Here is a 22,295-nt window from a genome sequence, read left to right on the forward strand (position 1 = left end):
GCGAACATATCACATCGAGATCCGTATAGACCGCATATAGATGCAATCCATCTGATCTTATTGTTCCGCCAGTTGTACCGCTTGTGTAATGAATTCATCCAGCTTGCCCTGCTGCTTCAAGCGTTCAAGCGTCTTATTCACTTCATCACGCAGTTTCACACTGCCCTTGCGTACTCCAATTACATATCCTTCACTTACTGGCTTCAATTCCACAGGCGCGACAGCGACTTCCTTGCGATTCGCAGCAAATGCCGCTGCCACAGGCTTCTCCACAACGACAGCCTCTAAACGATTCGACTCCAGTGCAAGAACGAGGTCGTTCACCTTATCCAGCATTTCCTTCTTCGCATCAGGGATTTGCTGAACGACATCCTCGAAGGTTGAGCCAAGCTGTACGCCGATCTTCATGCCCTTCAAATCTTCAGGTGACTTATACTTATCCTTGTCTGCAGCACGTACAATAACCCCTGCTTCCGCCAAGTAATAAGGTGTAGAGAATTCCATTGCATTCTCCCGCTCAGGCGTTGGATCTAGGCCCGCGATTGCGATGTCAATCTTGCCTGTCTTCAGTTCCTCAGGCAATGACGACAGTGATGTATCCTTAATCTCTAATTCAGCGCCCAAATCCTTCGCAATTTCCTTCGCTATCTCAATATCGAAACCGACAATTTGATCCTTGCCGTCGATTGTTTTACGGAATTCAAATGGTGGATAGTCAGCACTCGTGCCGAGTACCAGCTTTTTATTCTCTTGTACAGTTGCTAGACGGTCTTCCTTCGCACCGCAACCTACTAATAATGATAGAATGAGTGTGCATGCTGCAACAATTTTTAATGATTTCATTTGCTCCAACCCCGCTCTGTATATGTGTAATATTCCCCGCTCGCTCTTAGTGAGGTAACATCATTATACACGTAGATGCATAGTTATACAACCATTATTTCTTAGGAATTGGATTTAAAAGTAGAATATTAGCGCATAACTCTTCCATTTTATAATACATTGGTCAATTATGGCAACATCCAAACTATCCTTCTTGCTTCTTGCGGAATAGCGGGAGACTAATTGTGATAACTGTGCGACCTGGCACTGATTCAATGATAAGGTCTCCTTCATGGCGCTCAACGATACTGTAGCAGATGGACAAGCCTAGTCCTGTCCCCTTCTCCTTCGTCGTGACAAAAGAAGTTCCTGCCCTGGCTAAAACCTCGGCTGGGAAGCCTGGCCCTTCATCTTCAATACATAGAAGAACCCTATCCCCTTTCATACGAGTTCGAATCGTCATCACCTGGTTTTCACTCATCGCTTCAAGTCCGTTCCGAATGAGATTGTGAAGAAGCTGCTTCATCTCTTTCTCATCCATTTCAATAGAAGGAACTGGTGATATGTCCAGGCGGATATCCTGGCAGCGAGCCGACGCTGATGCTTGCACAAGCGGGTATAATTGTGTAATGATTTCATTCAAGCAATGAGGACGAAATTGGACGAATTTATGTCTAGCCAAGGTCAAATACTCCGTAATGATCGTATTCGCCCGCTCAATTTCCTCCATCATCGTACGGAAATAGACATGCTCATCCGCATGCTCCGGCTTATTGCGAAGCAGCTGCAGAAATCCTTTGATTGTCGTTAGCGGATTTCGAATTTCATGACTAAGCGCGGCAGCCATCTCTCCCACAACCTGCAGCGCGCTCATACGCTTCATTTCTTGCTCCATCTGTGCCTTCTGACGCAGCGCCTCACTCATCCGATTAATATCTGAGCCGAGCTGGCAAAATTCATTATTGGATTCGATTCTCACTGTCACGTCATAATCCCCACCGGCAATACGATGAGACGCCTCAACTAAATGATGCAGTGGAGTCACGATTAAACGACGGATCCACCAGTTTATTAGGAAGTAAATCACAATAATAAGTAAACTGATCGTAATTAGGGTTACGACCCATACGTAGAGCAACACGTTGCTAATAACTCCCGCAGGCAGCATAATGATTGCTCTCCAGTTCGTCTCCTCAAGCGGAATTGAGAATATATACATGGAGTTCCCACGATAGTCATCAATGATAATAGACTCCTTAGAGTCATTTACTTTGCGTAATAAAGTCGCTGTATCTTCATTAAGATTGGTGTATATATTGTCATAAATCGTTCGTTCTTCATCTGGGTCGTATAATAAATTGCCTTGTAGGGAAGTAAGTAGAATCTTGCTGCTGGGGTGTACACTTAGCTTGTTTGCTAACTGCTTCAAATCGCCAAACCGTATATCAACTCCGGCCACACCGAGCAGTGTGCCTCCTGAGTCGTATACAGGCGTGCTGACGGATATCATCGGTAGGTTTACATAAGGATCAATGTATGGTGCTGTCAAATAGGTTCCATTCTTCTTCACTGAACCATGATAATAGTCGTATTGCGGGTCATCTCGATACTGAGGCAGTGACTCGTCCACATGTTCTTGTTTATTGAAATTACGGAGCAGACCGGATTCATCATGACCAAACCAGGATGTAAATTTCTCCTTCCATTTCGAACCAGTCTGCATGGTGAACCAGTACCCGAATACGAGGTCCTTCGGTTGAAATGCATACCATTCTGTCAATTGATTCACTTCAGCCTTGATTCGCCCAGATGTGTCGAATATGCCCTGAATGACCCTCGCATACGTCTCCACCATTAGCTTGTGGTGACGAATGGCCGCTTCAACATCGTGAGCGGCCATCTTAACTTGATTCAAATAATTGTTCTGCATGCTCGTCTCAATAATCGAACGAACAGCTTCATACGAAAATGAAAAAATTATGGCCAACGCAGCCACTAGTGTCGTCACTACCCGGGCGCTTAGTTGGCTATGTATCGTTCTGAACATAACATCCTCCGATTGACAATTGTCAAGACAAGATATCGTAGCCCGTTACAGTCTGGATGATATGTACGCGCGCAGTTCTTCTAAGTCGAACGGCTTCGAGAAGAAGCCAATCGCTCCTGCCGCCTTCGCTTCGTTAACCTTGTCTGCATCGCTATAGGCAGACATCATTATAACTTCGGTATCTGGACGCATTGTACGAACCGTATGCAGTACATCCAGGCCATTCATATCCGGTAGGCTCACATCCATGAGCACAATTTTACTTGGACACGCACGCATTGAATCAAGCGCCTGCTCTCCCGTCTCTGCTTCCCTTACTTCCAGTGGCAGTTCATCAAGTGCTTCCTTCAATAGAATCCGTATAGGCATCTGATCTTCCACGACAAGAATGGAGCAGTGACTCGTCACGTCTTCAGCTTCGTCCATCTGTCCATGCATAAGCGCATTACGATCTACCGTAACCGCTGCTTCTTGTACACATGAACGCTGCTTGATGACAAAGTATAAGTAAATAATAAATGGGACAGACGCGGAAAATATAACGAATAAAAATAGTTCCACTATCCTATCCTCCTTCCGATGAGGACGACAACAATCGAGTTATTACGACAACATCATGGATGATTATGATACATATTATAGTATGTTTTGTCGAAGTAAGATATGCTATTTTCTTAATTTCCCCGAAAAAAAGACCTTTGCATGAATTAATCACGCAAAGGCAGTATAAATTCAAATGATATTCGAAGAGATCATAAATCCGTAGATTCCTCTATCGTATCTGCTTCAATCGGCATGTTGACCGGCAAGGTCACAATAACCGTCGTCCCTACCTCAGGCTCACTTTCGATGGACATTTCTCCTCCATGAGCCTTCACCAATTCGTACGTAATCGCCAGTCCGAGCCCTGTACCGCCATGACTAGGATTCACTTGATAGAACTTGTCCATTACTTTGGTCAAGTGTTCTTCGCTTATTCCAATTCCTTGGTCAACAATACGAACAACCACTTTCTCCGCATCCCACGACGTATGAATCGTGATCACCGACTCTTCTGGGGAGAACTTGACCGCATTATCAATCAGATTCAGGAATACTTGCTTCAATCGATTCGGATCCGCATTCAGAATTTGCTCGTTGCCTCTGACGCGTTCCTCCAATCGAATTTGCTTCTTCTCTGCTTTCATTCTCACTTGCAGGATCGTATCTTCGATAATTGTCGCGATGGATACCTGCCGCCAGTGGAACTGCAATTTATTCTCCTGCAGCTTCGAGAAGTCGAGCAATTCCTCAACAAGACCAATTAGGCGATCCGTTTCCTTATGAATAACGTTCAACCCCAGCTTCGTCTCCCCTTCATCTAACGGACCAGACAGCAAGGTCTCGCTCCATCCCTTGATTCCCGTCAATGGAGTCCGCAATTCGTGAGAGATCGATGAGATAAAGTCATTCTTTAATTGGTTGCTTCGCACAATCTCATGAGCCATGAAGTTGAGTGTCTTAGACAACTCCCCAAGCTCGTACTTATATCCATCCTTGGCTCTGACATCGAATCGTCCCCGCGCCATCTGAGCGGATACAGCCGTAATCTCATTAATTGGCTTCACGATCGAATTCGCCAGCCCAAGGCTAATCACTAATACAATGATTAATATCGTAATCGAAACCAGTATAGACACGAGCACAATGCTATTCAACTGACTGTTCACTACTTCTAGTGAGGTGACAAGTCTGACAATGTAGCTGATGTCGCCTCTCTCTAACAATGGAGCAGACACAGCCATTATCGACTCACCGGTTCCAGGCTGCTTGCCGATCCATTGTTCCAGCTTCCCTTGCTGCTGTACAGTAATCACATCGAGTGAGTTGATCGGCTTGTCAATTCGGAACCCACTGGAGGAGATAAGCACCTTCCCAGTCCGATCCAGAATTTGCACCTCGGCGCCCGGCAATTTGAATAATTCGAGCAGCTCCGGCAATATGCCTTGATCATCTTCACTGGAACTAAGACTTATATATTGCTGATAGTATTTCGTCGTTACGGATGCATGGTTAGTTAAATTGCTGGATACTGAATCATAATAATACGTTCGCACCGAGATGAGAAAGACCACTTCCAGCATCAGCATCGTCATAAAGACGACGATGAAGTAATGCATGACTACCGAGCGGCGTATGCCCGGCTTAATCAAGGAGTTGTTCCCTTCCATTTGTACCCGTGCCCCCATACCGTTTCAAGAAATCTTGGTGATGATGGCTCATCCTCAATTTTTTGACGCAAACGGCGAATGTTTACATCCACAATCTTAGGATCACCCATATAATCCTTGCCCCATACATGATCAAGCAGTACGTCTCGACTTAATGTCATCTCTTCCTTCTCCATGAAAAACTGTACCAGCGAGAATTCCGTAGGAGTTAAATCGATTGCTTGATTATTTTTGGTAAATCGCTTCGCAATTAAATCAAGTGAGAACGGACCAGATTGATACACTACCTTCTGGGTAGTGTGCTGATAAGAGCTGACCCTGCGCAGCAAGGACTGAATGCGCGCAACGAGCTCAGTAGGACTGAACGGCTTGCTCACATGATCATCCGCACCAACAGATAAGGCATATACTTTGTCCTGTTCCTGCACCTTAGCAGTCAGGAAGATGATTCCGAGCCGCTCATTCTGTTCCCTTACTCGTCTGCACACCTCAAAGCCATCAATACCCGGTACCATCACGTCTAGTAGTGCGATATCTATCGTCGGATCGCTCATGATCATTTGATAAGCATCATTGCCGTTATCTGCTTCCACCACATCGAATCCATTGCGCTTTAAATTAATGACAATAAAGCTGCGGATTGATTCTTCATCTTCAAGAATGAGTATTTTCGTCATCTCTACTATCTCCTTACTTCATTTCCTTTAAGAATCACTATCACTTTTGTCTAGTTCTGGCATTTTAGGAACCCCTTGTTTCGCATTCAGTGGCTCCTTGCTGTAAATGCCGATAATCTTGTCACCAAACGAACTGAGGTATGTCCATTTTTCCTTATAAGACTCCCATGCCTCCGGTGTAAAGAATCGGATAATGGCGAATGTTTCGTTCGTATGAAGATCGACAAAGCGGAGCATTTCATCTTTTTTCGATTTTGTATCCACAGTCACACGTCCATACCAAGATTTTGGGAAAGTCAAATGGAAGCGATCCATATGGTCGCGATATTGCTTCTCCACTAACTTCAAGCCATGCTGTCCATCCCATTGGAAGAAGTTCGTAAAATAAGGGATTTCATGAGATTGATACAGATCCCAGCCGTGAGGCTGCTCTGGAATACCGATCTCAATAATGCCATCGCCGTTCATGTCAGAGCTCTTAATATCTATCCTTTTGTTGTCAGTTAAGCCCTCTTGCAATAGGGATTCAAGCATGTGATCCTTATTCATTCCAATAATATTTGATATATAGTTGTTGGCCCCTGCATCTGCATCCGCATCAAGCACGAGTCCTTTACGGTCTTTTGATATAAATCCAGACACCATATTCGTGTACGCATTAGTACCAGTTGATAACTTCAACTCATGAAATTTAACCATCCTGCCGTTTTGGTAATCGAATGAAAAGAGGACAGGTATTTGACCTGAGCGGTTATTCAATATAAACAATCGATTCTTACCGCTCTGATCCAGATCATCGATCACGAATTGAGAATACGGCTGTTCGAACAGTCTAACCATCTCTGTGTCTGTGAATCGATACACAACAAGTCCCTTATTCAGCTTCGGGTCATTGCTGCCGTAACCTACCACAAGCTCAAGACTCTTATCACCTGTCAAGTCAACTAGCTCTACCCTGTCCAACTGAGTACCCTCACCATCGAAGTCGAATACCTTCGTCCATGTGTCACCATCCGATTTAAAGATCATACCATGGATTCGAACTTCCTTGTCTGGCGTCTCATAGAATACAATCGCCTCACCCTTGCCATCATTGTTCAAATCCGCAATGCGAATCGTGCTGCGATCGTCTGCATTGCGCGGCCGGATGATATTTGCTCCTTCAGGCTTTTGGGAGTCAATAATCGATTTTAAATTCGCTTTATCTGTCGACAATCGTGGTTCCTTAAGCATGGATTTGGGGTCTTGAACCCACTGACAGCCGCTTAACATGACACTAGCCAGTAGAAGGAGTAGCGATGCTTTTCGTATTGTTCGGCTTTTTATCATACATGCCATTCCTCCTTTGATGCTTCTATTATTCGTTATTTCGTCGAAACACATTACTTATCATCTATGTAGCCTATTTACAGGCATACTCTCTCATTATAAAAAAAAAGAGTCACCTAATGGTGACAAACCCGTGACAAAGCGATGATTCATTGGAAAGAAAACATCCTCCTTGCTCAGCACACATGCTTCGCACTATATTTGAGCCTCGATGCTTTCTTCGATGCTTAGTATGACAACTTATCGATAATGCCATTATCTGCTTTAATGTCATTTAACTCGTATACAGATATCGGGAAGTACAGAAATCCATATACATACGCCGCAATTTCGTACAACTGGAAGAAGAGAACGAGCGATTTATCCGTCATATAGAAATCCTGATCCGGTCGAATCGATTTGAATGGCTCTAGCGTCTGGATATCTCGCATTTTAATCTGTGCGGCGACGTGCTTAGACAACACGTCTACGTAAGGGGCCCCCGGCTTGAACAAATCAGGTAGCTTTATCAGCTTGCCTGTCTCTGTCTCAAAGGTCAACCCACGCTGATAGGTCATCCCATGGGCTGCATGATAGGGATAGTCATATACACTTAAAGTAAGACTAAGGTATCCTCTTTCGTTTAATTTGATTTCGTACCAACCTTGAACCTGAATATTTTTCGGATCTTCCTCATAGCCGGAAGTTCGAATTAATTCCCTGACCTGATTTTGTATGGTATGATTCATACGCTCCGCCGCTTGTGGATGCTTCGGATCCACAACGACAGGAACGTACACCTCCAGGTTCGGCTTGCGAATAACATGAGGCTCGATCGGAATCGGCAATGGATACAGCATAAATAAAGCCACCTCCTACGAATGCGTGAATTCGGTAAGAAAAGAACATTCTTCCCTTCCATTCAACATATGCATTCATAAGAGATGGCGTGACAATTGCCTATTTACTTTTTCCCAATCTTCATTATAATATGAGAGCCTTCTCTGATTGAAGAAGCCGTCTGCCCTTCACATCGACTGCGATAGTGCCGTCATGAAGTCCCCACAATCGTGTAGCGAATTTCTCTGCTAGTTCAACCTGATGAAATACCGCAATAACGATCTTGCGCTGCTTCGTGCACAGGTCTCGGAATGTCGACAATACAGATTCAGCCGATTGCGGGTCTAGTCCGAGAACAGGCTCATCTGCAAGCAGCACGTCTGCTCCGTGTACAAGCGCCCTGGCAATGGCAATCCGCTGCTTCTCCCCACCACTCAGATCACTACACTTCTTATGGGCCTTGTCCAATAGGCCAAGCTGTTCAATGGTATCCATTGCCCCCATGTAGTCGTCTGAGCGTATCATTCCGGTAGCCATTCTCCATAACGGAGTTTGATGGAAGCGTCCGATTAAGACGTTCTTCAATGCCTTGCGATTGTCCGACAGCACTGGGTTCTGTTCCAAGTATGCGAACTCCCGCTTCACCTTGCGTCTTCCGCTCAACTGCTGCGCGAAGATATCCACACCGTCAACGACAAATTTGCCGCTTGTCCATCTCTCCTGAAGCGCCAAACATTTCAGCAGTGTCGACTTCCCGCTGCCGCTCGCACCTACTACACCAATGAACTCGCCCGGCTGCACCTCGAAGCTAATATTTTTCAATACCTTCTGTTCAGGAGGGTACTGCTTCACTAACTGATCTACTCTAATCACCGTCAAGACTCCTCTCCATTCCGACAATGGCAGTTCGCTGCTTGATTGCTGCGAGAGACTTTTTATGTGTGCGCAGCGATTCACGAACATGTACTCTATAGTGTAAGGAAGGTAGCCCCTAACTTGCAAGCGTTTTATTGCGCCGTCTGAAGATGAAGCCGAGTAGTGAGAATCCAATATACCAAGCCCCGAGCAAGTAGAACATGCTTCCAATTGATACGTATTGAATCCCAATGCCCGCTAAATTCGGCCCAATGATGCTCCCTAAGCTGAAGTGAATGGATGCAATCACGTTAGCGGACGGCAAATATTCCTTAGGCAATATGTCTGCTGCATACGCGAGCCCTAATGAGAAGAAAGAACCAACCAAGCCTCCAACGAGCATGAACATAATGAGAATTCCCCAGATGTTCGTACCCACAAACGGGATGATAAGGAACCCTAATCCCCCTAAGATACCGCATGCCATCAATACTTTTTTGCGGTCGATGCGGTCGCTAAGCATGCCTAACGGCAGCTGAAGAATAAGTCCCCCAATCCCGAAGAATGGAAGCAAATACGATATCCAATGCTGTTCCATGCCGAGACGAAGCGCGTATACAGGGAAGTTGCTATTCATCGAGGCTTCCATGTAACCGTATAGGAATGCTGGCATCAGAGCGAACCAGGCCCATTGGTAGGAACGGCGATAGCGTTTCTCCGGTCTCGATCCGTCCTTCATCATCGCAGCTTCTTCATTTGGCAGCTTCACATATACAATTGCCATAACAATAAGGAACAGGAGAACAATCGCGATGAACGGTGCTGAATCATGGATAGACAACAAATTAATGCCTAATGGCCCGAAGCTGAAGCCTACCCCATACGCCATCCCATATAGGGAGATGTTTCTTCCCCGTCGATTCGCTGGACTGACTGACACGGCCCACAGCTGTGTCGCATAATGCAGCGCGCTGTCACCTAGACCAACAACAATTCGCAGAACGAACCATACCCAAATGTTCGGGAAGAACGGAAATAACGCTAGTGCGATCGTAACCGACACCATACCGGCAAGCAGCATTTTCTTATAGCCGAGCCGAATGAGTATCCGCTCTACTAGGAACATCATGGAGAATACCCCTAAGTAGAGGGCGGTAGCATTCAATGCATTCAGATCGGATGGAACCCCCATTCGCTCCAAGAAGATCGTAAGTAAGGGCAGCAATAACCCCTGACTAAGACCTGTAATCATAACAACAATAATCAGAATTATAAATTTCCAAGTTGGGGAATCTGTCGTGTTCCGCCAAGATGCCATTCTTAAACCTCCCCATTTATCTCTATCAAATGAACATTTCACAATTATAGTAGACAATGCTATGCAATACAATTCATAATAAATGTAGACATTCATTGTCATTACCAAGGAGGCTACGCAGGCATGACCTATCATGTTCGTATCGACTGTTCATCGGTATATGAACTTATTGGAAGCTTCATGCTATTTGTACACCGCAAATGGATTCGCAATGTTGACAACGGCATGACGTGGGTACGTCAAGCAGAGCATATGATGCCCAGTGAATGGGAGGAGCATGCTCGTCAGGTGAAGCGTTATTCACTAACGGATTATGACATGCTGTATGCTATAGCGCTTGAATATACAGGCGGCAGTCATATTACAGGGTACATCGAGCATCTGGAACAGACAACTGATCAGCAATGGAAGCACGTTCAGGAGCAGTATGGCCTGCTAGAGATTTCGCTCACCAGAGATGATTGCCAACGATATTATGTACCCGCATTGAAATGCTGGTATGAGCATTACATTTCGCACACCTTGCCACAATGGGAGCCTATTTTGCTGCAAGATGCGGATGAGAAGCGACTCTTAATGAGCAAAATAACTCCAGAAGAAGTTGTCGAAGTTGCAACGAATGGCATCGTCATTCGTGATGAGAAGAATCATATTCGCGAATGCATTCTTGCCCCAATGTGGCACTATCGTCCTATGAACAATACGTGCACGTTTAAGAACAAGCTGCTTGTCCTGTACGCGGTTGACGAGCCCGCTGAAGATGATTGCGTGCCGTCTCACAGCCTGCTTCGCATGACGCAAGCGCTTGCTGACCAAGAACGGCTGCAGCTGCTGCGTTTCGTTAGTCAAGGTTCACGCTCATTCGCTGATATCCAACAGCATCTCTCATTATCCAAAGGAACCGTGAAGCATCATTTGGCCGTTCTTCGATCCGCTGGATACATACGTACCTATTGGGACGGCGATTCGGAATCCATCGCCCTTCGTCGGGAAGGGTTGTCCGACTTGTCCGTATTTCTAGAAGATTATGTGCAAGTACAATTGTAACGACTGACAAAGTATGCGTAATGGAAGGTTATCGCTATCCTCCTGACGCTTGTCATGTCTGAAAGGCGCAAGGAGGAAATCACATTGACTACATCAATGCCAAAACAAACAATACTGTTCGACATGGACGACACGCTCATTTATTGCAACAAATACTTTGACATTGTCATTCATCAATTTTTGGATACGATGACGACTTGGTTCAACTCATCGAACATGAGCGCGCAAGAAATCAAGTCCGTCCAATCTAAGTTCGACATCGCTGGCGTACAGAAAAACGGGTTTCAGAGCGAGCATTTCCCTCGTTCCTTCATTGATACGTACGACCACTTGTGCAACTTGACAGGCAGAGATTCCTCTGAAGAGGAGAAGGAACAGCTCTGGAAGCTCGGACTTAGCGTGTATGACATGGAAATTGAGCCTTATCCAGGAATGGTTGAAACACTAGAACTGCTTCGTGATCAAGGTCATGAATTGTACCTGTATACAGGCGGCGAGCCTGTTATCCAGCAGCGCAAGATTGACCAAATGAAGCTGTCCGCCTACTTCGGAGATCGCATCTTCATTCGTCAGCATAAGACAGCTGAAGCATTAGCAGAGATTGTGAAGGAGCAAGGCTTCTCACCTGCCAATACATGGATGATCGGCAACTCCGTACGGACAGATGTGCAGCCCGCCCTCTTAGCTGGACTTCATGCCATTTATTTAAAGCGTCCGAATGAGTGGCTCTACAACGTCATTGACATTGAGATCGAGCCCCAAGGAGCACTGTATACTTTAGAGAAGCTTGCTGACGTACCTCGTGTTATCGAGGAATGGCTGCTCGCTTCCAAGCTGAGCTAGATCAAGCAGACCCAAGTTCAATCCGGAACACAACATGAAGAAGCCATGCTGTCTCGTTTCCACCCTATGGGGCGGGCATATGGCTTCTTCATGTATGCTTCTAATGGAGAAACGAATATTCGTGTTCCGCTATTCTTCAACCACTTTCAAATCCCCAGTTGATCGATTGGCTAGAACCAATCTTCCTTTCACCGCTGCACTTCCTCTGGTAAAGCTAAGCTTCTTCGTGCTTCCCTTCTCCAATAGCTCACGCATCATCACCGGAGATATCGTCTTCCCTGTAGCCAACTGCTTTTTCCACACAACGAACTTGCAGCCTAGCTTATAGTTCGAACAGCCGAACCCCTTGCGCCCTTCAATGATCGTACCGCCACAGCCTTCACGAGGACATATGCCGAAAGTTTCAGGTGCTGCATGTTGTCCGCTTCCTTCTGATGAGCGGCTAGAACCAGAAGCTTGCGTCGCCGAACCCTTCACTTTGGAGCTCTTCGATGTCTTGGCGCTGGTTTGCGGCTTGCCTCTCCCCTTGGATGACTTGTCCGATTCGATCAATGCTAGAACTTCGGCTGATACAGGGCTTTGCTTGCCGACACAATCAATGACATGAAGCGTGAACTTGCGCACAGCTTCCATGAATACATCTTCCGATGCCTCTCCTCTGGCAATCTGCGTTAATCGTCTCTCCCATTGCCCTGTCATCTCTGGTGAGGTTAGAAGATGTACCCCTGCCCCGCGAATCAGCTCAACAGCTGTCTTACCTTTGGTTGCGAGTGTAAGACGTTTGCCAGTCATCAAGATATATCCGACTTGCTTCAGCCGTTCAATTGTCGCCGCCCGCGTCGCAGGGGTTCCCAGCCCTGCATCCTTCATTACTTCACGCAGCTCTTCATTATCCAGCTGCTTCCCTGCGCTTTCCATTGCCTTCAGCAATGTGCCCTCTGTATAAGACTTTGGCGGCTGTGTTGCCTTGGCAGCCATCTCCGCTTCGCGACAATGCACAGGCTGATTCTTGTCTAGGTTGAACTGCTCCGTATCGTTAAGTTCCTCTACTTGATCCGAGGATGATTGAGAATCCCCTTCATCCTCATCTTTCTTTTTCGAACGCTTAGTGCGGGACTTCTCCTTATCATGATCATATAGGAGCTTCCACCCCCGTATTCGCCATTGCTTCATGCTCGTCTTGAATGATTCCTGCTCGACCTCGGTTAACACCGTATAAAGTGTATACTCTGCAATTGGATAGAAGTGCGCCAGCAAGCGACGAACGATTAAGTCGTAGATTTTGCCTTCTTCAGGCGATAAGGTGCCCGGGCGCTTCGTCGTTGGCAGAATGGCATGGTGATCCTCAACTTTGTCTGGGTTGCACACGCTGCGGTTATTTTTATGAACCCGACTCGGTTCTGCTTGCGCCGCCAAGTCCGCATAACCCGGCATACTCATTAGCATCTTGAGCGCCTGATGCATGCCACCAATATTTTGCTCCGTCACATAGTTCGAGTTCGTCCGCGGGTACGTAATCGCCTTGTGCTTCTCATATAATGCTTGGGCTATATCCAGTGTCTTCTTCGCCGAGAATCCAAAACGCGCGTTAGCATCCCGCTGCAGCAGTGTTAAATCATAAAGCTTGTACGGATACTCCTTGCCTTCTTTGATCTGGTAGTCGGCAATTCGTCCGCTCTTCCCTCTCACTTTGTCAGCAATCTCAGTCGCCTTTTGCTCGTCCGTAATTCGGTCGCCCTGTCTAGTTCCCTTATAAGTTGTATCTCCCTGCTGAAATACAGCTGTAACCTCATAATAGGATTCGGATTGGAACGCCGCAATCTCCTGCTCCCGGTCATAAATAAGCGCAAGGACTGGTGTCTGAACGCGTCCAACCGACAATAGTGCCTTGTGCTTCGTTGTAAAGGCGCGAGAAGCGTTCATCCCAATAATCCAATCTGCCTGACTTCGGGCTCTTGCTGCAGCTGTAAGCCCTTCATAATACTCTGCACCCTTCATCTCTTCGAATCCTCGGCGAATCGTGTCTGCTGTCAGGTCGGATATCCATAAGCGCTTAACGGGCTGCTTCCATTTGTAATGCTGTTGAATTAGGGCGAAAATATATTGCCCCTCCCGCCCGGCATCGCACGCATTCACGATTGTATCGCATTGTTTCGCCAACTCCCCGATCATTTTCAACTGATCCTTCGTGCGGCGTTCCGCCACAATCTTGAAGCTGTTCGGTAGAATCGGCAGATCATAGAAGTTCCATCGTTTATATTTCGCATCATAGGCTTGCGGCTCTGCTAATCCGAGCAAATGGCCGATTGCCCATGTAATAATGTAGTGATCTCCTTCAATATGTGTTCGGTGCTTACGGCCCTTTGGCTCGATGACAGAAGCGATGTTGCGTCCCATATCAGGCTTCTCAGCCACGACAAGTGTCTTCATCCTACCACCTCTTTCCATACACAACAGAAGAAGCCGCGCATGTGAGAATAAGCGCAGCTTCTTACTAACGTTACTATGTTCTATTATTCACTACTTTCACATTTAAGGCAATAGTGTAGTTCCCATCAAATATCGATCCACTTCTCTTGCAGCCTCTCGTCCTTCATTGATCGCCCATACGACGAGACTCTGTCCACGGCGCATATCTCCTGCGGCAAATACTTTACCTACATTCGTCGCATACTTGCCATAGTCGGCCTTCACATTCGTCCGACGATCGGTTGCCAGTCCGAGTTGCCCTGCAATGGTCTGTTCCGGCCCATCGAAGCCGATCGCAATCAGCACGAGTTGTGCCGGGAATACGCGTTCCGTACCGGGAATCGGTTGATAAATTTTCCGTCCAGTCTCATCGACAATCCGTTCAATCTGCACCGTATGCAGTTCCTTCACCTGTCCATCTTCATCACCGACGAACTTCGTTGTCATGATGGAGAATTCACGAGGATCTCTGCCATATAAGGCTTTGGCTTCCTCATGGGCATAGTCCAGCGTGTAGACGTTCGGGAACTGCGGCCAAGGATTTGTACTTGCATCTCGTTCTAGCGGAGCCTTCGCATGCGTACCAAATTGTGTAACACTGCTACACCCGTGACGGAGCGCAGTTGCAACGCAATCTGTTCCAGTATCTCCGCCTCCGATGACGATCACATCCTTGCCCTCGGCATTAATATACTGACCATCCTCCAGATTGGAGTCAAGATAGCTCTTAATCGTACCATTCAAGTAATCCATCGCATAGTGGATTCCGTGCAAATTGCTTCCTTCTATTTGGAACTCACGCGGCTTCGTTGCGCCTCCGCATAAAACTACCGCATCATGAGAGGCAACTAACTGATCAGCTGGGATGTCCTTGCCGATTTCCGTATTCGTCACAAATTGAATGCCTTCCGCCTCCAATAGCTGAATGCGGCGATCTACAACTTGTTTCTCCAGCTTCATCGTTGGAATCCCATACGTGAGGAGGCCACCAAGACGATCTGAACGCTCGAAGACGGTTACGGAATGGCCGGCTTTATTTAATTGCGCGGCACAAGCTAGGCCAGCAGGACCTGATCCTACAACAGCCACATGCTTACCTGTTCGCTGAGCTGGAGGATCGGGCTTCACCCAGCCCTCTTCAAATCCTCGTTCGATGATAGCTTCTTCTATTGTCTTAATCGTAACAGGCTGTCCAATTAGCCCTACCGTACAAGAGCCTTCACATGGTGCAGGACATACACGCCCTGTAAACTCAGGGAAGTTATTGGTCTTATGCAGGCGCTCAAGTGCCTCCTGCCATAACCCTCGATACACGAGCTGATTCCATTCTGGAATCAAATTGTGCACAGGACAGCCTGATGTTCCTCCCGTCATTTCAATACCTGTATGACAATATGGGGTTCCGCAGTCCATACAGCGGGCGCCTTGTGTGCGAAGCTCTTCTTCACTTAAATGCTTATGGAACTCTTCCCAATCCTTAAGCCGTTCCAATGGATCGCGATCAGCCGGAATCTGACGGCGATACTCCATAAATCCAGTAGGTGTTGACATGCGATTTCCTCCATCCGTCCATCCGTATATTTGTATGAGTAAGGTTGATTGGTCATTCTTTTGTTGCGGTTTCATGGATTTCCATGCAGACATTCATTGCACTCTTCGACATGTTTTTCAACCTATCCTACTCAATTTACGCCTATATTCCAATGGAGTCATGAACAAATCATTTGCATTTCTTCACACAATATCACATCAACACATTTACGATCTCAATTATTTTTTGCGTACAAAAGATTGGAACAGATGATCGTATTCATTCTTCTCATCAACGATTCCTGGCTCTTCCCACTCAAGCTCCCATACACGCTCATCGTATTCTGGGAAATGCTCGTCACCCTCGAATGTCTGCGCGATTCGCGTAACAAGCAGCTTGTCCGCATACGGCATAAACAAATTATAAATTTGGGCTCCGCCAATAATCATCACTTCTTCATCTTGAGCAAGCTCAAGCACGGAAGTGATGTCCGAGATAACCTCAGCGTCATCTGTACACCACTCTGGGTTGCGTGTCAAGACAAGATTGCGCCGTTTCGGCAGTGCTCCGTTCAGCGAATCGTACGTTTTGCGTCCCATCACAACGGTTTTGCCTTTTGTATTCTCTCGGAAAAACTTCATATCATTCGGTAGATGCCACGGCATTCCATTGTCCTTGCCAATAAGCCGTTGTTCGTCCATCGCCCATATCATCGTAATCGACAATTTCAATTCCTCCTTTGATCGTTCTTAGCAGAGTCACAGAAGTCGAATGTAATATTCGTGCGCGTTATTGCACAACAACCATCGATTACACAGCGACAGGCGCTTTGATTGCTGGATGATATTCGTAGCCTTCGAACTCAAAGTCCTCAAAGCGGTAATCAAAGATTGATTCTGGCTTGCGCTTAATGACCAGCTTCGGAAGCGGCAATGGCTCGCGCTGCAACTGCGTATTCACCTGTTCCAGATGATTCGAGTAAATATGAACGTCTCCACCGCTCCAGACGAACTCGCCTACTTCCAAATCACATTGCTGCGCCACCATATGCGTTAACAGCGCATAGCTTGCAATGTTGAAAGGCAAACCAAGGAATGTATCCACAGAGCGCATGTTCAACAAGCAGCTCAGCTTGCCATCTGCCACATAGAATTGGAAGGAATAATGGCATGGAGGCAGCTTCATCTGATCGACCTCACCTACATTCCACGCGGATACGAGCAACCGGCGGGAATCCGGATTCGTCTTAATTTGCTCAATCACATTCGCGATCTGGTCAATCGTACGACCGTCTTTCGTTTCCCAGTTCCGCCATTGCGAGCCGTATACAGGGCCAAGATTACCGTTCTCGTCCGCCCACTCATCCCAAATCGTTACCTTGTTCTCCTTCAAATAGCCGATATTCGTATCGCCGCTAAGGAACCACAACAACTCATGGATGATCGAACGAAGATGCAGACGCTTCGTCGTCACGAGCGGGAATCCTTCATTTAGGTCAAATCGAAGCTGGCGACCAAATACGGAAATCGTACCTGTGCCTGTACGATCTTCTTTTTTCACGCCATGATCCAAAATATCCTGCAATAATGCCAAATATGATTTCATTCTCTATTCACTCTCTTTCCTTACCGTTCTGAAGTGTATCTTACCTAGTGTACCATTCCAGAGTAAAAAAATCATCGGTATCCCATTCCATTATCATTATCATGTTAATCGGTTACGAATCTGCGATTTGCTAGACGTTCATTGAATCTCTCTCGAAAATGTAAGCTTAATCAAAGAAAAATCCGGCCATCATATGCCCGGATAAGAAAAAAGATAGAATTCACGAAATACCCAACGTTAAAATAACGTTCACCCCATTGACTCACAATGGGCAAACCGTACAGAATGTCTTATCGTTATTCTTCGAATTTATGACCACATTCCGCACAGAAGCTCGACCCTTTATCACTTGCTACCTGACACACTGGACATACAACCATCACTTTTATATCTACAACTTCCTCTTCTGAAAAATGCCCTACAAAATGATGTCCGCAGCCTGAACAGAACTTTGTATCTAATGTAGCAGCTTTACTACAAGACGGACACAGTTTCTCATTCTGCACCGTACGAATCCGATTTTCAACATCCTGAACTTCTGCTTTCTTCTGATTAATCTGTTCACTAAACAGCAGCAGTTGATCGCTTATTTCTTCTATTGTCCCATTCTGCATGGCATGATACACACATTCTCCCATACGACTGTAGATACCCGTAATTTCTTTTTCCTTTGAAGAGATTTGAAATTTCAACCGATTTACCTCTATTGTGGACTGTGCTTTTTTTCCTGCTTCCGCTGCACCTTGCTTTAATTTATCAAAAAAACTGCTCACCGTAATCCTCTCCATTCCGTAAATGAGTACTGATCATGATAACTTTAGATATTAGTAATATAGAGAAAAACATCTCTGTTTATTACATGAATCACCTTACATAACCAGTACTATTCACATCTCGGTAAAAAAAAGCCCCCGCAGCGCTGCTGCAAGGGCAAAAGCAAATCAATATATAAACAGAACCGTAACAGAACGTATACAGAACCCTCAGAGAGAGAGAGGGGATTACTTACCTACTGTGTGGATTGGGTGACCAAGAACAACTTCAGCAGCTTCCATCACGATTTCACCAAGTGTTGGGTGAGCGTGGATTGTCAACGCCAAGTCTTCTACAGTTGCAGCCATTTCAACTGCCAAGCCCATTTCCGCGATCAAGTTCGATGCTTCAGGACCTACGATTTGAGAACCGAGGACGATACCTGTGTCAGCATCGGATACGATCTTCACGAAACCGTCAACGCTGCCGCCGAGGGACAACGCACGACCGTTACCTGCATAAGGGAATTTACCAGCTTTAACTTTGAAGCCTTTTTCCTTCGCTTCGGATTCAGACAAGCCTACGCTTGCGCACTCTGGATCTGTGAAGCATACTGCAGGGATGCACTTGTAATCTACAACGCTAGGCATTCCAGCAATTGCTTCTGCAGCCACTTTACCTTCGTAAGAAGCTTTGTGAGCCAATGCAGGGCCAGCAACGATATCGCCGATAGCGAAGATATGCGGAATGCTTGTACGTCCTTGATGGTCAACTTCGATCAAGCCGCGATCAGTCATTTTCACGCCGATCATGTCCAGACCAAGCTCACCGTCAGTGTTCGGACGACGACCAACTGTTACGAGCAAGTAGTCAGCTGTCACTTCTTTGGACTCGCCGCCAACTGTGAATTTCACAGTAACGTCTTTGTCTGTTTGTGTAGCAGATTCTGCTTTCGCACCAGTGAAGATCTCAACATTGGATTTCTTCATGTTTTTCGATACAAGTTGTGTCATGTCTTTGTCGAAGCCAGGAAGAACCATGTCCGCGCCTTCGATAACTGTTACTTTCGTACCGAACTTAGAGTACATTTGACCAAGCTCAGCGCCGATGTAGCCGCCGCCGATAACGATCATGGACTTAGGAACTTCTGGCAATTCCAAAGCTTCTGTCGAAGACAGGATGCGTCCAGTGAATGGGAAAGGCTTCAATTCGATTGGACGGGAACCTGTTGCGATGATGCAGTTTTTGAATTTATAGCGCGGTGCTTCTTGATCGTTGAAGACACGTGCTTCATTTTCATTGATGAACATGCATTCGCCTTTGAAGATTTGAACTTTGTTAGCTTTCAACAAAGCGCCTACGCCGCCAGTCAATTTCTTAACTACGCCGCCTTTAAATTCTTGCACTTTTGTGAAGTCCACTTTTACGTTTTCTGCAGTAATACCGATTGCAGAAGCGTGTTGTGTTACTTCATATTGGTGTGCAGCGCTGATAAGCGCTTTGGATGGGATACAACCGCGGTTCAAGCACACACCGCCGAGTTCGGATTTATCTACGATGAGTACGCTTTGGCCGAGTTGGGCAGCGCGAATCGCTGCCACGTAACCGCCAGGGCCTGCCCCGATAACCAAAGTGTCAATGTTCAAAGATGCGTCTCCTACTACCATTTGGTTACACCTCCATAACAAGCAACTCAGGATTAGCAAGCAGTTGCTTGATGTAGTTCATAAAGTTTTGAGCTGTCGCGCCATCGATCAGACGGTGGTCGAAGCTGAGGGACAATGCCATAACTGGCGCTGCCACGATTTCGCCGTTCTTCACAACTGGCTTCTCGGAGATACGGCCTGTACCCAAGATTGCAACTTCTGGGAAGTTGATGATTGGAGTAAAGAACATACCGCCAGCGGAACCAATGTTTGTGATTGTGATTGTGCTGCCTTTCAGTTCGTTCGGAGCAAGTTTGCCTTCACGACCGCGGCTAGCCAAATCTTTAATATCGTTAGCGATCATCCAGATGCTGCGACGATCTGCATCATTGATTACAGGAACCATCAAGCCGTTGTCTGTATCTGTTGCGATACCGATATTGTAGTACTTTTTGTACACGATTTCGTTGTTTGCTTCGTCGATCATTGCGTTCATCGCAGGGAATTGACGGCAAGCTGCAACGAGTGCTTTTACGATGAATGGAAGGTAAGTTACTTTTGTACCTTTCTTCTCCATCATTGGCTTCAAGCGTGTGCGGAATGCAACAAGCTCGCCAACTTCCACTTCGTCCATGATTGTAACGTGTGGAGCTGTGTAAGCCGATTTAACCATTGCATTCGAAATCGCCTTACGGATACCTTTGAATGGTACACGCTCTTCTTCAGCATCGCGTCCAGTTGCTGCTGCCGCTGGAGCTGCTTTTTTCGCTTCTTCAGCTTTAGGAGCTTCAGTTGCTGCTGGAGCTGTTGCAGGTGCTCCGCCGTTAGCGAATGCTTCTACATCTTCACGAGTGATTTTGCCGTTCTTGCCAGTAGCAGGAACTTCAGCAATGTTCACGCCAAGATCACGAGCATGCTTGCGAACGCTTGGAGTTGCTAGTACATCACGGTTAGGTGCTGCTGCTACGCCTTCAGCTTTAGGAGCTTCAGCTGCTGCTGGTGCAGGAGCTGCTTCCTCTTGAGCTGCTTCTTCTGGCATATCTTGCTCAGGAATTTCACCTTCAGCGTCGATGATCGCTACTACTTCGCCCATATGGCATACTTGACCATCTTTCGCGAATACTTCCAATACCGTACCATTTACAGGGCAAGGAACTTCAACGATAGCTTTATCGTTTTGTACTTCCATGATGATATCATCATCAGTTACCTTGTCTCCTGCTTTAATGTGCATTTTGATAATTTCGCCTTCGTGAAGGCCCTCCCCTAGTTCAGGGAAGCGATACTCAAATTTAGCCACAGTAAAATCCTCCTTCTCTCTGTTCCGGTTCTATCTTAGAAGTTCAATACTTTGTTGACGCCTGCTACGATACGAGCTGGTGATGGCAACCATTGATCTTCGATTTGTGCAAAAGGATACACTGTATCTGGACCTGCAATGCGAAGTACAGGTGCTTCCAAGTGAAGAATCGCTTTTTCGTTGATTTGTGCAATAACTTCTGCAGCTACGCCGGAAGTCTTTTGCGCTTCTTGTACCACAATTGCGCGGTTCGTCTTCTTGATAGACTCAACGATTGTGTCGATATCAAGCGGCGCCAATGTGCGAAGGTCGATAACTTCTGCTTGCACGCCTTCTTTTTCAAGTTCAGCAGCAGCTTTCATTGCTGTGTGAACCATCAAGCCGTATGCAAGAATTGTTACGTCTTTACCTTCACGAACAACTTTCGCTTTACCGATTTCAACTGTATATTCGCCTTCTGGCACTTCATCACGGAATGCATGATACAAGTTCAAGTGTTCCATGAAGAATACTGGATCATTGTCACGGATTGCGGAAATCATCAATCCTTTTGCATCGTAAGGGTTGGAAGGAACAATAACCTTGATACCTGGTGTTTGTACCATCAAACCTTCAAGGGAGTCTGTATGCAATTCTGCAGCTTTTACGCCGCCACCGAATGGTGTGCGGAATACGATTGGCGAGTTGTAGCGGCCGCCGGAACGGAAGCGCATGCGTGCTGCTTGAACGCACATTTGGTCAAGTGCTTCATAGATGAAACCTACGAATTGGATTTCAGCAACAGGACGGAAGCCTTGAACGCCCAAACCTACTGCCATACCGCCGATTGCGGACTCTGCAAGCGGAGTATCAAATACACGCTCTTCACCAAATTCTTTTTGCAAACCTTCAGTCGCACGGAATACACCGCCGACATGGCCAACGTCTTCACCAAAGACCACAACATTAGGGTCTCTTTTCAATTCAACGCGCATTGCGTCGCGAATTGCTTCTTTCATATTCATTTGTGCCATTGCTTGTTTCC

At 46.3% G+C, this 22,295-nt stretch carries 19 protein-coding genes; 2 read left to right on the plus strand and 17 right to left on the minus strand.

The annotated features are described in order from the left end of the window. Positions 1 to 57 precede the first annotated feature (57 nt). The 9 genes from BP95_RS0119255 to BP95_RS0119295 form a co-directional block, all read right to left on the minus strand. Positions 58 to 843, minus strand: a complete 786-nt coding sequence (locus BP95_RS0119255; RefSeq protein WP_021253868.1) for a transporter substrate-binding domain-containing protein — start codon at positions 841 to 843, stop codon at positions 58 to 60. A gap of 184 nt (positions 844 to 1,027) precedes the next feature. Beyond that, a complete protein-coding gene (locus tag BP95_RS0119260; protein WP_028533035.1) occupies positions 1,028 to 2,869 on the minus strand; it encodes a HAMP domain-containing sensor histidine kinase in 1,842 nt (613 codons plus the stop codon). Between the two features lie 45 nt (positions 2,870 to 2,914). Next, positions 2,915 to 3,430, minus strand: coding sequence for a response regulator (locus BP95_RS0119265; protein WP_021253870.1), 516 nt, complete (start codon positions 3,428 to 3,430; stop codon positions 2,915 to 2,917). Between the two features lie 191 nt (positions 3,431 to 3,621). Next, positions 3,622 to 5,079, minus strand: coding sequence for a sensor histidine kinase (locus BP95_RS0119270; protein ID WP_021253871.1), 1,458 nt, complete (start codon positions 5,077 to 5,079; stop codon positions 3,622 to 3,624). Then, positions 5,058 to 5,756 (minus strand): response regulator transcription factor, encoded by a 699-nt coding sequence (locus BP95_RS0119275; protein ID WP_021253872.1) that lies wholly within the window; start codon positions 5,754 to 5,756, stop codon positions 5,058 to 5,060. Before BP95_RS0119275 ends, BP95_RS0119270 begins: the two co-directional genes overlap by 22 nt. A 27-nt stretch (positions 5,757 to 5,783) precedes the next feature. Then, positions 5,784 to 7,085 (minus strand): hypothetical protein, encoded by a 1,302-nt coding sequence (locus BP95_RS0119280; protein ID WP_021253873.1) that lies wholly within the window; start codon positions 7,083 to 7,085, stop codon positions 5,784 to 5,786. 227 nt (positions 7,086 to 7,312) lie between these two features. Continuing rightward, on the minus strand, positions 7,313 to 7,924 hold the full coding sequence (locus BP95_RS0119285; RefSeq protein WP_021253874.1) for a DUF3298 and DUF4163 domain-containing protein: 612 nt from the start codon (positions 7,922 to 7,924) through the stop codon (positions 7,313 to 7,315). A 124-nt stretch (positions 7,925 to 8,048) separates the two neighbouring features. Then, a complete protein-coding gene (locus BP95_RS0119290) occupies positions 8,049 to 8,777 on the minus strand; it encodes a phosphonate ABC transporter ATP-binding protein (protein ID WP_021253875.1) in 729 nt (242 codons plus the stop codon). Positions 8,778 to 8,895: 118 nt separating this feature from the next. Next, entirely contained in the window at positions 8,896 to 10,077 is a 1,182-nt protein-coding gene (locus BP95_RS0119295; RefSeq protein WP_021253876.1) for an MFS transporter, read from the minus strand. A 123-nt stretch (positions 10,078 to 10,200) separates the two neighbouring features. Between BP95_RS0119295 and BP95_RS0119300 the strand changes: the two genes are divergently transcribed. Together BP95_RS0119300 and BP95_RS0119305 are read left to right on the plus strand one after the other, a co-directional pair. Beyond that, the gene (locus tag BP95_RS0119300; RefSeq protein ID WP_021253877.1) at positions 10,201 to 11,124 is read left to right on the plus strand and encodes an ArsR/SmtB family transcription factor; all 924 of its coding nucleotides are present in this window, start codon (positions 10,201 to 10,203) and stop codon (positions 11,122 to 11,124) included. 84 nt (positions 11,125 to 11,208) lie between these two features. Beyond that, positions 11,209 to 11,967, plus strand: a complete 759-nt coding sequence (locus tag BP95_RS0119305) for an HAD family hydrolase (RefSeq protein WP_028533040.1) — start codon at positions 11,209 to 11,211, stop codon at positions 11,965 to 11,967. 129 nt (positions 11,968 to 12,096) lie between these two features. Here BP95_RS0119305 and BP95_RS0119310 read toward each other — a convergent pair whose 3' ends face one another. The 8 genes from BP95_RS0119310 to BP95_RS0119345 form a co-directional block, all read right to left on the minus strand. After that, positions 12,097 to 14,397: a type IA DNA topoisomerase gene (locus BP95_RS0119310; protein WP_028533041.1), complete on the minus strand. Its 2,301-nt coding sequence runs from the start codon at positions 14,395 to 14,397 to the stop codon at positions 12,097 to 12,099. Between the two features lie 102 nt (positions 14,398 to 14,499). Beyond that, on the minus strand, positions 14,500 to 15,987 hold the full coding sequence (locus tag BP95_RS0119315) for a glutamate synthase subunit beta (RefSeq protein ID WP_028533042.1): 1,488 nt from the start codon (positions 15,985 to 15,987) through the stop codon (positions 14,500 to 14,502). 219 nt (positions 15,988 to 16,206) lie between these two features. After that, positions 16,207 to 16,692 (minus strand): dihydrofolate reductase, encoded by a 486-nt coding sequence (locus BP95_RS0119320; RefSeq protein WP_021253881.1) that lies wholly within the window; start codon positions 16,690 to 16,692, stop codon positions 16,207 to 16,209. Positions 16,693 to 16,777: 85 nt separating this feature from the next. Further along, positions 16,778 to 17,572: a thymidylate synthase gene (thyA, locus tag BP95_RS0119325; protein WP_021253882.1), complete on the minus strand. Its 795-nt coding sequence runs from the start codon at positions 17,570 to 17,572 to the stop codon at positions 16,778 to 16,780. 296 nt (positions 17,573 to 17,868) lie between these two features. Then, positions 17,869 to 18,345: a zinc ribbon domain-containing protein gene (locus BP95_RS30970; protein WP_021253883.1), complete on the minus strand. Its 477-nt coding sequence runs from the start codon at positions 18,343 to 18,345 to the stop codon at positions 17,869 to 17,871. Positions 18,346 to 18,573: 228 nt separating this feature from the next. Next, a complete protein-coding gene (lpdA, locus tag BP95_RS0119335) occupies positions 18,574 to 19,992 on the minus strand; it encodes a dihydrolipoyl dehydrogenase (RefSeq protein WP_021253884.1) in 1,419 nt (472 codons plus the stop codon). A 4-nt stretch (positions 19,993 to 19,996) separates the two neighbouring features. Continuing rightward, on the minus strand, positions 19,997 to 21,271 hold the full coding sequence (locus BP95_RS0119340; protein WP_021253885.1) for a dihydrolipoamide acetyltransferase family protein: 1,275 nt from the start codon (positions 21,269 to 21,271) through the stop codon (positions 19,997 to 19,999). A 35-nt stretch (positions 21,272 to 21,306) separates the two neighbouring features. Continuing rightward, positions 21,307 to 22,284 carry an alpha-ketoacid dehydrogenase subunit beta gene (locus BP95_RS0119345; protein ID WP_021253886.1) on the minus strand — a complete coding sequence of 326 codons (978 nt, stop codon included), beginning with the start codon at positions 22,282 to 22,284 and terminating at the stop codon, positions 21,307 to 21,309. Positions 22,285 to 22,295 lie beyond the last annotated feature (11 nt).

The organism is Paenibacillus sp. UNC217MF, from assembly GCF_000686865.1.
Classification (GTDB): domain Bacteria; phylum Bacillota; class Bacilli; order Paenibacillales; family Paenibacillaceae; genus Paenibacillus_B; species Paenibacillus_B suaedae.

Bases quoted from the DNA above. Each gene is read 5' to 3' on its own strand.
- thyA (WP_021253882.1), bottom strand. From the start codon at position 17,572: ATGAAATCATATTTGGCATTATTGCAGGATATTTTGGATCATGGCGTG.
- BP95_RS0119270 (WP_021253871.1), bottom strand. From the start codon at position 5,079: ATGGAAGGGAACAACTCCTTGATTAAGCCGGGCATACGCCGCTCGGTA.
- BP95_RS0119280 (WP_021253873.1), bottom strand. From the start codon at position 7,085: ATGATAAAAAGCCGAACAATACGAAAAGCATCGCTACTCCTTCTACTG.
- BP95_RS0119275 (WP_021253872.1), bottom strand. From the start codon at position 5,756: ATGACGAAAATACTCATTCTTGAAGATGAAGAATCAATCCGCAGCTTT.
- BP95_RS0119310 (WP_028533041.1), bottom strand. From the start codon at position 14,397: ATGAAGACACTTGTCGTGGCTGAGAAGCCTGATATGGGACGCAACATC.
- BP95_RS0119345 (WP_021253886.1), bottom strand. From the start codon at position 22,284: ATGGCACAAATGAATATGAAAGAAGCAATTCGCGACGCAATGCGCGTT.
- BP95_RS0119285 (WP_021253874.1), bottom strand. From the start codon at position 7,924: ATGCTGTATCCATTGCCGATTCCGATCGAGCCTCATGTTATTCGCAAG.
- BP95_RS0119300 (WP_021253877.1), top strand. From the start codon at position 10,201: ATGACCTATCATGTTCGTATCGACTGTTCATCGGTATATGAACTTATT.
- lpdA (WP_021253884.1), bottom strand. From the start codon at position 19,992: ATGGTAGTAGGAGACGCATCTTTGAACATTGACACTTTGGTTATCGGG.
- BP95_RS0119255 (WP_021253868.1), bottom strand. From the start codon at position 843: ATGAAATCATTAAAAATTGTTGCAGCATGCACACTCATTCTATCATTA.
- BP95_RS0119295 (WP_021253876.1), bottom strand. From the start codon at position 10,077: ATGGCATCTTGGCGGAACACGACAGATTCCCCAACTTGGAAATTTATA.
- BP95_RS0119315 (WP_028533042.1), bottom strand. From the start codon at position 15,987: ATGTCAACACCTACTGGATTTATGGAGTATCGCCGTCAGATTCCGGCT.
- BP95_RS0119260 (WP_028533035.1), bottom strand. From the start codon at position 2,869: ATGTTCAGAACGATACATAGCCAACTAAGCGCCCGGGTAGTGACGACA.